At 66.8% G+C, this 10,492-nt stretch carries 11 protein-coding genes; 9 read left to right on the forward strand and 2 right to left on the reverse strand.

The genetic code is table 11. From position 1 onward, the window contains the following. Window positions 1-20 precede the first annotated feature (20 nt). The 8 genes from ntrC (at window position 21) to ACNKW1_RS15360 (ending at window position 7,231) form a co-directional block, all read left to right on the forward strand. The gene (ntrC, locus tag ACNKW1_RS15325; RefSeq protein WP_418365447.1) at window positions 21-1,439 is read left to right on the forward strand and encodes a nitrogen regulation protein NR(I); all 1,419 of its coding nucleotides are present in this window, start codon (window positions 21-23) and stop codon (window positions 1,437-1,439) included. A 185-nt stretch (window positions 1,440-1,624) separates the two neighbouring features. Next, a complete protein-coding gene (locus ACNKW1_RS15330; protein ID WP_418365448.1) occupies window positions 1,625-2,389 on the forward strand; it encodes a biotin--[acetyl-CoA-carboxylase] ligase in 765 nt (254 codons plus the stop codon). Further along, on the forward strand, window positions 2,386-3,138 hold the full coding sequence (locus tag ACNKW1_RS15335; protein WP_418365449.1) for a type III pantothenate kinase: 753 nt from the start codon (window positions 2,386-2,388) through the stop codon (window positions 3,136-3,138). The genes ACNKW1_RS15330 and ACNKW1_RS15335 overlap by 4 nt, the downstream gene beginning before the upstream one ends. Before the next feature lie 23 nt (window positions 3,139-3,161). Further along, a complete protein-coding gene (locus tag ACNKW1_RS15340) occupies window positions 3,162-4,526 on the forward strand; it encodes a TrpB-like pyridoxal phosphate-dependent enzyme (RefSeq protein ID WP_418365450.1) in 1,365 nt (454 codons plus the stop codon). A 60-nt stretch (window positions 4,527-4,586) separates the two neighbouring features. Beyond that, complete coding sequence (locus ACNKW1_RS15345; RefSeq protein ID WP_418365451.1) at window positions 4,587-5,522, forward strand: SPOR domain-containing protein; 936 nt, start codon at window positions 4,587-4,589, stop codon at window positions 5,520-5,522. A gap of 10 nt (window positions 5,523-5,532) precedes the next feature. Continuing rightward, window positions 5,533-6,150, forward strand: a complete 618-nt coding sequence (coaE, locus tag ACNKW1_RS15350; RefSeq protein ID WP_418365452.1) for a dephospho-CoA kinase — start codon at window positions 5,533-5,535, stop codon at window positions 6,148-6,150. Between the two features lie 96 nt (window positions 6,151-6,246). Further along, window positions 6,247-7,002, forward strand: coding sequence for a cell division protein ZapD (gene zapD / locus ACNKW1_RS15355; protein ID WP_418365453.1), 756 nt, complete (start codon window positions 6,247-6,249; stop codon window positions 7,000-7,002). Between the two features lie 7 nt (window positions 7,003-7,009). Continuing rightward, window positions 7,010-7,231 (forward strand): DNA gyrase inhibitor YacG, encoded by a 222-nt coding sequence (locus ACNKW1_RS15360; RefSeq protein WP_418365454.1) that lies wholly within the window; start codon window positions 7,010-7,012, stop codon window positions 7,229-7,231. Window positions 7,232-7,280: 49 nt separating this feature from the next. Here ACNKW1_RS15360 and ACNKW1_RS15365 read toward each other — a convergent pair whose 3' ends face one another. Together ACNKW1_RS15365 and ACNKW1_RS15370 are read right to left on the reverse strand one after the other, a co-directional pair. Beyond that, on the reverse strand, window positions 7,281-8,225 hold the full coding sequence (locus ACNKW1_RS15365; RefSeq protein ID WP_418365455.1) for a Nudix family hydrolase: 945 nt from the start codon (window positions 8,223-8,225) through the stop codon (window positions 7,281-7,283). Then, window positions 8,225-9,097 carry an ATP-binding protein gene (locus ACNKW1_RS15370; protein WP_418365456.1) on the reverse strand — a complete coding sequence of 291 codons (873 nt, stop codon included), beginning with the start codon at window positions 9,095-9,097 and terminating at the stop codon, window positions 8,225-8,227. The genes ACNKW1_RS15365 and ACNKW1_RS15370 overlap by 1 nt, the downstream gene beginning before the upstream one ends. 367 nt (window positions 9,098-9,464) lie before the next feature. On the opposite strand from ACNKW1_RS15370, the gene ACNKW1_RS15375 reads away from it, so the two are divergent. Next, window positions 9,465-10,490 (forward strand): murein transglycosylase A, encoded by a 1,026-nt coding sequence (locus tag ACNKW1_RS15375; protein ID WP_418365457.1) that lies wholly within the window; start codon window positions 9,465-9,467, stop codon window positions 10,488-10,490. Window positions 10,491-10,492: the final 2 nt, after the last annotated feature.

Raw genomic sequence — 10,492 nt, forward strand, 5'->3', positions numbered from 1 at the left:
ACCAAAAAGGTGCATAGACCATGAACACCGTCTGGATCATCGACGACGACCGCTCCATCCGCTGGGTGCTGGAAAAGGCACTCGGCAGGGAGGGCATCGACCACGCCAGTTTCAGCTCCGCAGGCGACGCACTCGCAGAACTCGAGCGTACCCCGCAAGCCCCAGCCGCACTGCTGTCCGACATCCGCATGCCGGGCGAAACAGGGCTGGACCTGCTGCGCAAGGTCAAGGAGCACCACCCTCACCTGCCGGTCATCATCATGACGGCCTATTCGGACCTGGACAGCGCGGTGGCGGCCTTCCAGGGCGGCGCCTTCGAGTACCTGCCCAAGCCCTTCGACGTAGACCAGGCGGTAGCACTGGTGCGCCGTGCGCTCGAGCAGACTGCGCACCAGCATGGTGCGAGCGAGGAAACCTCCCTCGCGCCCGAAATCCTCGGCCAGGCGCCGGCGATGCAGGAGGTGTTCCGCGCGATCGGCCGCCTCGCCCACTCCCACGCCACAGTGCTGATCAACGGTGAGTCCGGGTCGGGAAAGGAGCTCGTGGCCCGCGCACTGCACCGCCACAGCCCGCGCCGTGACGCCCCCTTCATCGCCATCAACACCGCGGCCATCCCGCGCGACCTGCTTGAATCCGAGCTTTTCGGCCATGAGCGTGGCGCCTTCACCGGGGCCGCGACCCAGCGCCGCGGACGCTTCGAGCAAGCCGATGGCGGAACCCTGTTCCTGGATGAGATCGGCGATATGCCGGCCGAGCTGCAGACACGGCTGCTGCGCGTGCTCTCCGACGGCCACTTCTACCGCGTCGGCGGCCAGCAGCCAATCCGCGCAAACGTTCGCGTGATTGCCGCCACCCATCAGGACCTGGAAGAACGCGTGCGCCAAGGCCTGTTCCGCGAGGATCTTTTCCACCGCCTCAACGTCATCCGCCTGCGCCTGCCGCCGCTCCGCGAACGGCGCGAGGACATCCCGCTACTGGTACGCCACTTCCTGCAGAAGAGTGCGCAAGATCTCGGCGTGGAACGCAAGCGTATCTCCGACGCCGCGCTCGATTACCTTCAGGGCCAACCCTTCCCGGGCAACGTACGCCAGCTGGAAAACCTGTGCCACTGGCTGACGGTGATGGCGCCAGCCCAGATCGTCGAGGTCGCCGATCTGCCGCCCGAGATGCGCGACCAGCCTGGACGCGAAGCGCCCACGAGCTGGATCGAAGGGCTGTCCTCCGAGGCCGACCGCCTGATCGCGACCCACCCCGGCGAAGTATTCGACCGCCTCACGCGTGACTTTGAGCGAGCCCTGATCCGGCGCGCGCTTGCAGCCACAGGCGGAAGGCGCATCGAGGCGGCACAACTGCTCGGCATCGGTCGCAACACCATCAGCCGCAAGATCCACGAGCTTGGCATGGACGAAGACGCGCCCGGCAACCACACCGAGAGCTGAGCCCCACGTGGGGCTGCGCCCTGCTCGTCCGCGCGGCCCTGATCGCGGATAATGCGTCTTTTCCTCCCGCATTCGACGAGCCCGTGCCACCTCAAGTTCCACCGCCAGCAGCTTCCCCCCCATGTGCACACCCCCAGCCCGCGGTCGGAGCCGATGCGGTCGCCGCGGTGCAGGCGAGGCTGGGCATGCTCGCAGGCGACTTCTCCATCATTTGGGTGGACGAGTGCGCTTCCACCAATGGCACGCTCACCGCGGCCCCGCCCGCCGACGATGGCCGGGTGCATGTGCTCGTCGCGAACCGGCAGACCGCGGGTCGAGGTCGGCGCGGGCGGGCGTGGCTGTCATGGCCAGGTTCCAGTCTGACGTTTTCGGTGCTATGGCGCTTCATGCCCGGCGCACCGGCCCCCGCCGGACTTTCTTTGGTGGCGGGCCTCGCACTGGCGCGCGCGCTCGAGGGGCTCGGTGCCCAGGGCATCCAGCTCAAATGGCCCAACGACGTGCTCGTACACGGCGAGAAGCTCGCAGGCATTCTCGTCGAACTGCTGCCCGCGCGCGGTCGCCCACCGGCAGCGGTGATCGGCATCGGGCTCAACCTGCACCTACCCACCGGCATCTCGGTCCCGGGGCAAAGCGGCGTAACCGATCTCTCACGCACCCTCGAGCATGAGCTGCCCGCGGCGACGATCGTTCTGGCCGCAATCCTGACCGAGCTCCACGGGCTGTTCAGGATCTATGCCAGCGCAGGCTTTCCGGCGCTGCGCGGCGCCTGGCAACAGCGCCATGCCTTCACCGACCTGCCTGTCTGCATCCGCGGTGAAGACAGCGCCCTCTACGGGATCTGCGCGGGCGTGGATGAGGACGGGGCGCTGTTGCTGCGCACCGAGGCAGGGCTGCAGCGCGTGCTTGCGGGCGATGTTTCCCTGCGGCCCGGCGATGGAGCTGGTGCATGAAGCTCCTGCTCGTCGACGCCGGAAATACGCGCATCAAATGGCGCGTGGTGCGCGCCGTGCAGCCGCTCGAAGCGCTCATGGAAGGGGCGATCGGGCATGGCGAGGTGCAGGCGCTCGGCCAGATCCGCGCTGCGAACCCCGACCTTGCACGCGTCTTCGGCTGCAACGTCGCGGGGGCGGCAGTCGCCACACAGATCGCTGACGCCTGCGGGGGGCTCGCTGTGGACTGGCTGCTATCGAGCCATCACTGCGCGGGCCTGACCAATCTTTACGACGAACCCGCCCAACTCGGCGCCGACCGCTGGGCTGCACTCATCGGCGCCCGCTACCTTCAGGGCGGCCCCTGCCTGGTCGTCATGGCCGGCACCGCCACCACGGTGGATCTGCTCACCGCCGACGGCGTCTTCCTGGGCGGTCTGATCCTGCCCGGCGTGACGCTGATGCAGCAGTCCCTGGCGCGTGGCACCGCACAACTGCCGCTCGCAGACGGCCGCTTCACCCCGCAGCCCCGCCGCACGGTCGACGCAATCCATTCCGGTTGCATTCAGGCCCAGGCCGGCGCCATATGCCGTATGTTCCGCCAGATCGAGGCAGAACCGGGTGCGATCTGCCTGCTCGGCGGTGGAGCAGCAGACAGCTTTGCCCACCTGATCGAAATTCCGCTGCGCCGCATCGACAACCTGGTCCTCGCCGGACTGGGCGTTGCCGCAACCGACGCATCACGGGAAACCTCACCCATAACGAACTGAAACGCACACAAGGGAGAACCACGATGGAAGCCACCCGCATCCTGCTCGACGCCGCCGACATCCCCACCCACTGGTACAACATCGCTGCAGACCTGCCCACGCCGCTCGCGCCGCCATTGGGGCCAGACGGGAAGCCCGCCACCGCCGAGCAGATGGGCGCCATCTTCCCGCCCGCGATCCTCGAGCAGGAGATGAGCACCGAGCGCTGGATCGCGATTCCCGAGCAGGTGCGTGAGATCTACCGCCTCTGGCGCCCCAGCCCCCTGGTGCGCGCGGTGCGCCTGGAGCAGGCTCTGGGCACGCCCGCGAAGATCTTCTTCAAGTACGAGGGCGTTTCGCCCGCAGGCTCGCACAAACCCAACTCCGCGGTGCCGCAGGCCTTCTACAACAAGCAGGCCGGCATCACCCGCCTGACCACAGAGACCGGAGCCGGCCAGTGGGGCTCGTCGATCGCCTTCGCCGGGCAGATGTTCGGGCTGGAGGTGCGCATCTACATGGTCAAGGTCAGCTACGACCAGAAGCCCTACCGCCGGCTGATGATGCAGACCTGGGGTGGCGAGGTCTTCGCCAGCCCCTCACCGCACACCGAGACCGGCCGCCGCCTGCTCGCCGAGAACCCGGACAACCCCGGCTCGCTCGGCATCGCGATCTCCGAAGCGGTGGAAGAGGCCGCCGGCCGCGCCGACACCAACTACACCCTGGGCTCCGTGCTCAACCACGTCGTGCTGCACCAGAGCATCATCGGCCTGGAGGCGAAGAAGCAGCTCGACAAGGTCGGCCTCTACCCCGACGTGGTGATCGGCCCCTGCGGCGGTGGTTCGAGCTTTGCCGGCATCGCCTTCCCCTTCCTAGCCGATAAGGCCGCGGGGGACAAGCGCGCCGAAGCACTGCGCTGCGTCGCGGTCGAACCCTCGTCCTGCCCCACCCTGACCAAGGGCACCTACGCCTATGACTATGGCGACGCCTCGGGCTTCACGCCACTTATGAAGATGTACACCCTCGGACACGACTTCATGCCGCCCGGCATCCATGCCGGCGGCCTGCGCTACCACGGCGACTCACCGCTCGTGTCCAACCTGCTCCATGCCGGCCTGATCGAGGCGAGCGCGGTGTCGCAACTGGCGACCTTCGAGGCCGGCGTGCAGTTCGCCCGCGCCGAGGGCATCATCCCGGCGCCGGAGTCCTGCCACGCGATCCGCGCCGCCATCGACGAGGCGCTCGCCTGCAAGGCCACCGGCGAATGCAAGACCATCCTGTTCAACCTGACCGGCCACGGTCACTTCGACATGAGCTCCTACGAGCGTTACTTCACCGGCCAGCTCGAAGACTACGACTACCCGGCCGATGCGGTGGCGCGCTCGCTCGCACACCTCCCCAAGCTCGGCTGAGCACGGGTCGACTGCGCCGCCCGGGTTCCCCCCGGGCCGACGCTCGTCTAAGCTATCGGCATGACCCTGCGCTTCCTGATCATCCTGCTGCTGATGCTCAACCTGCTGGCCTACGCCATCGTGCGTGGCTGGCTGGGCGAGGCTGGGCAACTCGGCGAACCCCATCGCATCTCCGGGCAGTTGCACCCGGAGCGCATCCGCCTGAGCGGCGACAGCGGGCCCCAAGCCGCACTGGTGAGCGCAATCCCCGCCCTGCCCGGCGCAGATGCATCCGAGGACGGAACCACAGCCACCATCGCCGAGCCCGAGATGCCACCCGTCGCGCCAGAAACGGGCCCAGAGGGCGAGAACGATGCGGCGCCCAGCACGACCTCCGCGCCGTCGGCGGTCGACGAAACACAGGCTACCGTCGGCATGTCGGCGACGAATGGCACGCAGGCGTCGGAACAGACCGCAGGGACAGATGCCGAGGACCCCGAAAGCGATCTGGCGGAAGGGGACATCACGACTGCCGCGCCCTCGCTCGGAAGCCCACCCGCCATGCCCGCGCAGGCCACATGCCAGGCCTGGGTCGGCCTATCCGGCGAGGAGGCCGAGTTGCTCGCCCAACGCCTGCGCCGCATCGGCCTCACTGCAACACGCACGCGCAGCGATGCACCCGAGTCGTGGTGGGTACGTATTCCGCCCCAGGGCAGCCGCAGCGCAGCCGAACGACGGGAGGTGGAGCTTAATCTGCAGGGCGTGACCGATACCTTCATCGTGCAGGAAGCCGGCCCCGCCCAATACGCAATCTCGCTGGGCCTGTTCAAGACGGAGGCCCGTGCACGCGTCCTGCTCGACCAGTTGCGTGCGCGCGGCGTTCAGGGGGCTGGCATCGAAGCCCGCATGCGAACAAATCATCGTATCGAGGCGAGGGTCCTGGAAGACCAATTGCGTGTCGTCGAGTCCGCCGCGCGTGGCCTGACCGCAAAACGCCAGCCCTGCTCCCCACGCTGACGTCCAACGCATGCATCCCACCCCCCCCTACATCGTCGGCCTTACCGGCGGCATCGGCAGCGGAAAGAGCGCTGCGAGCGATCATTTCGCCAAGCTTGGCGCCACGGTGGTCGATACCGACCTCATCGCGCACGCACTCACCGCACCGGACGGCGGCGCAATCGAATCCATACGCCAGTGCTTCGGCGATGCACTCATCGCCGCAGACGGAAGCCTCGACCGCGCAGCGATGCGTGCACTGGTCTTCACGCAACCGGAAGCTCGCCGCCGCCTCGAATCCATCCTGCATCCGATGATCGGAGAACAGAGCACAAAGCGCTGCCTGGAGGCCCCCGGGCCTTACGTGATTCTTGCCGTTCCTCTACTGATCGAGTCGAAGACCTACCGCGAGCGGTGCGACCGCGTCTGCGTCGTTGACTGCCCGGAAGCCCTCCAGCGTGCGCGCGTGAAGCGCCGCAGCGGACTCCCCGGCGCGCAAATCGACGCCATCCTGTCCGCCCAGGCCAGTCGGGCCGAGCGCCTCGCCGCCGCAGACGATGTCATCGACAACTCCACCTCGCTGGAGGTCTTGCAGGCACAGGTCGAGCGCCTGCATGCCCTTTATCTGGCGGCCGCGGCAGCCCGCTGAACGCCGGCGGCCGCGACCGCCCCCGGCTGCGTGATACAAGGCCTGTGCTATCATCGTCGCGATTGAAAAGGGCGCAAGACAGGCGGAAAGATTGCGGTGATCAGCTACGAATATCCTCTCAACGAGCGCATCCGCACGCTGTTGCGTCTGGAGGATCTGTTCGTGAAGATCGCACACTTCACGGCCGGCGACACCCCGCAGGATCACCACGTCGCACTGCTCACGATCTTCGAGACACTGGAAGTCGCGGGCCGGGCGGACCTCAAGGTCGACCTGGTCCAGGAACTCGAGCGTCAGCGCCAGATCCTGATGTCCTTCCGCAACAACCCCGAGATCTCCGAGGAAGCGCTCTCCGGCGCGCTCTACGAGATCGAGCAGGCATCAAGCAGTCTGCTCGCAATGGCCGGAAAGATCGGCCAGTACCTGCGTGAGAACGAATGGTTGATGAGCATCCGCAGCCGGGCAGCTATTCCCGGCGGTGTCTGCCAGTTCGACCTGCCCTCCTACCACTTCTGGCTCAATCGAGATCCGGAGGTCCGCCGCCGCGACATGGAGGTGTGGATTCATCCAATGTCGCCGATTCGTGACGGCATCGAAATCGTACTGCGGCTGCTACGCAGCAGCGGTCGTCCCGAGCCGCAACTCGCCCGCGGCGGAGCGTTCCAGCTCACCATGGCGGGGCGCACGGCGCAGATGGTACGTGTACGGCTCGCCCGGGCAGAAACGGTCGTCCCCGAAATCAGCGCCAACAAGTATGCGCTGAACGTACGCTTCATGCTCCCGGAAACGGTCGCTCGCCCCCGCTTGGCCGAGCGCGACGTGGCCTTCGAGCTGACCTTTTGCTCGCTGTGAACACGCAATGACCGAGCGCGTCCGCACCGTCAACTGTCCGACCTGCGGGAAGGCGGTACCTTGGACGCCGGAGAGCCGGCATCGCCCCTTCTGTTCCGCACGCTGTCGCCAGATCGATCTCGGCGCCTGGGCGTCCGAAGCCTATCGCGTACCGACCTCTCCGCCCGACGCCCCGCTGGACGACATCGACTTCCAGCCTCCGGGCCTCGGGGAGGGACGCAAGCGCTGAAAGCACAGCCCGCCTAGCCCACCGCTTTCACCGGAACCACGGCATCCGACTACCCCCCATGCCACAGCCCGCGGATCGCGGCGATGCCGTGAGCGCCAGCATCGCGTGCCGTCTCCATGTCATCGGGCCGCAGGCCACCCAGCGCGAATACCGGAATCGGCAAACCCGCCACCTGCTCGGCAAAGGCAGGCCAACCCAGTCCGGCACGCCCCGGGTGACTACGTGTGGGGAGCACCGGCCCCAGCAGCGCGTAGTCGAGCCCAAGCGCCGCCGCGTGCTCGAGCTCCGCACGCGTATGGCAGGAGGCGCCTACCCACTCGAAGTCCGGGCGGACCTCAGCCTGAAGAAGATCCGCAGCCGGCAAATGCAGCCCGTCAGCACCGATTTCGCGCGCCAGGCACGCGTCGGCATTGAGCAGCAGCAGCCCCCCATGCTTGCGCACGCGTGCAAGCGCTGCACGCGCAAAATGCGCACGCACTGCGCCAGACAAGCCGCCTTCGCGCACTTGCACCAAGCGCAGCCCCCCTGCAAGCGCACGTTCCAGCGCATCGAGCTGCGCATCAGCACCGATCTCAGCAGCGTGGGTGATACCCATCGTGCGCGGCAGACGTAACGCCTTCAGGATCGGACCGTTCGCTGGAAGCATGGGCTCGCACGCGGCTTCCTCGGGCAAGACCCAGGCAAGCGCGGCGTGAACATGTTCCACGAGTTCGCCCTCCCATGCAGCGACCTCGAAAAAATGCAGACGTACATGAGCATGTTCGTATAGGTGCTCGCGCCGTAACCATGGCCGCAGCTTCGTCACGCGAATGCCAAGTTCCTCCTGCAGTTCCCTGCACAAAGCCTCCGCGGCACTCTCGCCGGCTTCGACCTTTCCACCCGGGAATTCCCAATAGCCGGCATACACGGTGTCAGCACCGCGCTGGCCAAGCAGATAGCGCCCGTCCGGTCGCAACAGAACGCCAGCGGCGACATCGACCCGTTTGCGTACCATCACACTGCCTCTTGGAGGCGCCCGGCGTGGTCACGTGCAAACTGCCAGGCCACGCGCCCGGAGCGCGATCCGCGCATCAGTGCCCACTGCAGAGCCTCCTGGCGTGCGGCTTCGATCTCGGCCGGAGCAACGCCGAAGCTACCCAGCCAGTAGGCGACGATGTCCAGGTATTCATCCTGGCTGAATGGGTAGAAGGAAACCCAGAGGCCGAAGCGCTCCGAAAGCGAGATCTTCTCCTCCACCGCCTCGCCTGGGTGCAACTCCCCATCCACATGCCGCGCCTGGAGGTTCTCATCATGGTATTCAGGCATGAGATGGCGCCGGTTAGAGGTCGCGTAGATCAGCACGTTGTCGGACATCGCCGAAACCGATCCATCGAGCACGCTCTTTAGCGCCTTGTAGGCGTCCTCCCCCTCCTCGAATGAGAGATCGTCGCAGAACAGAATGAAGCGCTCAGGGCGACCCTCGAGGAGTTCGACAATCTCGGGGAGATCCATCAGATCGCCCTTGTCAACCTCGATCAGACGCAGCCCACGCTCCGCATATTCGTTCAGCAAGGCCTTGACCAGGGAAGATTTTCCCGTGCCACGGGCGCCCGTCAGGAGAACGTTGTTCGCCCGCCGCCCGGCAAGGAACTGCCGGGTGTTACGGTCGACGCGTTCCTTTTGCTCGTCTACGTCCTGGATGTCCGCAAGCCGGATGCCGTGCGGAGATTTCACCGTGCGCAGCGTCGCGTGCCCACGGCGGCGCTGCCAGCGAAAAGCGTGGGCGGCGTCCCAGTCGGGCGCGCTTGCCGGACCGGGCAAGAGAGTTTCCAGGCGCTCGAGCACACGCTCGGCGCGGCGGAGCAGATCGGCGAGTTCAGTCGTCATCAGGAGTGTCGCAGGTGGTCAGTGCGCAGGGCCATCGGCACCGGGCCCGTGCCCGGTATACTCGCAGCCACGCCAACAAATCAAGCGAATGCTCAGGATATCACCCATGCACCTCCGCAGGCCCGCGTTCCTCAAGGACGCCGCGCAACGTCACCTGAACACGCGTGCCCGGCAAATCGTTACCCCCGCCCTGCTCGCGATGTTGCTGGGCGCCTGTAGCCATGCACCGGCCCCACAGGAATCGGCCTCTGGCAGCACCTGCCCTCCGTCGGCACCGTGCCCAGCCTGCCCCCCATGCGCAGGTTCTGGCCCCGCAGCGTCAGCAGCACCCGCCGCGCTCCCCTTGCGCGCGGTCAGTTGGGCCGATATGCCGGGATGGCGGCTCGATGACCCGTCGTCGGCTTGGCCAGCCTTGCGCACTTCGTGCTCCACCTTGGTGCGCCAACCCGCTTGGCAAGCCACGTGCGAAGCCGCCGCACGGATCGGTGACAAACCGACGGACGCGATCGCACGGCAGTTCTTCGAGAGCCGCTTCACCCCTTGGCAACTTGTCAACCCGGACGGCAGCACAGAGGGCCTGGTGACGGGCTATTACGAACCACTGATCCAGGGTAGCCGCCAGCGCAACACCCGCAGCCGATGGCCGATTCACGGCGTGCCGGCCGACATGCTGACCGTGGAACTCGGCGACGTGCATCCGGAGCTAAAGCATCTACGCTTGCGGGGGCGCATCGTCGGCAACAAGGTGGTACCGTACTGGAGCCGCCAGCAGATCGACGACCGCGGCGGGCAGCTTCCTGCACCCGTGCTGCTCTGGGCGGATGACCCGATCGATCTGTTCTTCCTTCAGGTCCAGGGCTCCGGGCGGGTACGCCTGCCAGACGGCAGCATGGTGCGGGTTGGCTATGCAGACCAGAACGGACACCCTTACCAATCCATCGGCCGCTGGCTGGTGGCGCAGGGCGAACTCACCCTGGACAGGGCGTCCATGGACGGCATCAAGCGTTGGGCGCAGGACAACCCGCAACGGCTCCAGGAACTGCTGCACGCGAATCCGAGCTACGTCTTCTTCCGCGAGCTGCCAAGCTCGAATGACGGCCCCATCGGGGCGCTCGGCGTCCCGCTGACGGAAGGGCGTAGCATCGCGGTGGATCCCCGCTTCGTCCCGCTTGGCGCGCCCGTGTTCCTCTCGACGAGCTTCCCGAACAGCAGTCTGCCGCTCAACCGTCTCGTGCTCGCCCAGGACACCGGCGGCGCGATCAAGGGAACGGTGCGGGCAGACTTCTTCTGGGGCTTCGGCGCTGAGGCTGGGCGAGAAGCCGGACGCATGCGCCAGCAAGGGCAGATGTGGGCCATCCTGCCCAACGGCATGACGCCTCCCGCCCTGCGCTGAAC

Origin of the sequence: Thauera sp. WH-2, from assembly GCF_048321015.1 — a bacterium.
In the GTDB taxonomy this organism is placed as follows: Bacteria; Pseudomonadota; Gammaproteobacteria; order Burkholderiales; family Rhodocyclaceae; genus Thauera.

Coding starts and splice junctions, on each gene's coding strand:
- ntrC (WP_418365447.1), top strand. CDS start 21: ATGAACACCGTCTGGATCATCGACGACGACCGCTCCATCCGCTGGGTG.
- ACNKW1_RS15330 (WP_418365448.1), top strand. CDS start 1,625: ATGCTCGCAGGCGACTTCTCCATCATTTGGGTGGACGAGTGCGCTTCC.
- ACNKW1_RS15335 (WP_418365449.1), top strand. CDS start 2,386: ATGAAGCTCCTGCTCGTCGACGCCGGAAATACGCGCATCAAATGGCGC.
- ACNKW1_RS15340 (WP_418365450.1), top strand. CDS start 3,162: ATGGAAGCCACCCGCATCCTGCTCGACGCCGCCGACATCCCCACCCAC.
- ACNKW1_RS15345 (WP_418365451.1), top strand. CDS start 4,587: ATGACCCTGCGCTTCCTGATCATCCTGCTGCTGATGCTCAACCTGCTG.
- coaE (WP_418365452.1), top strand. CDS start 5,533: ATGCATCCCACCCCCCCCTACATCGTCGGCCTTACCGGCGGCATCGGC.
- ACNKW1_RS15360 (WP_418365454.1), top strand. CDS start 7,010: ATGACCGAGCGCGTCCGCACCGTCAACTGTCCGACCTGCGGGAAGGCG.
- ACNKW1_RS15365 (WP_418365455.1), bottom strand. CDS start 8,225: ATGGTACGCAAACGGGTCGATGTCGCCGCTGGCGTTCTGTTGCGACCG.
- ACNKW1_RS15370 (WP_418365456.1), bottom strand. CDS start 9,097: ATGACGACTGAACTCGCCGATCTGCTCCGCCGCGCCGAGCGTGTGCTC.
- ACNKW1_RS15375 (WP_418365457.1), top strand. CDS start 9,465: ATGCCGGGATGGCGGCTCGATGACCCGTCGTCGGCTTGGCCAGCCTTG.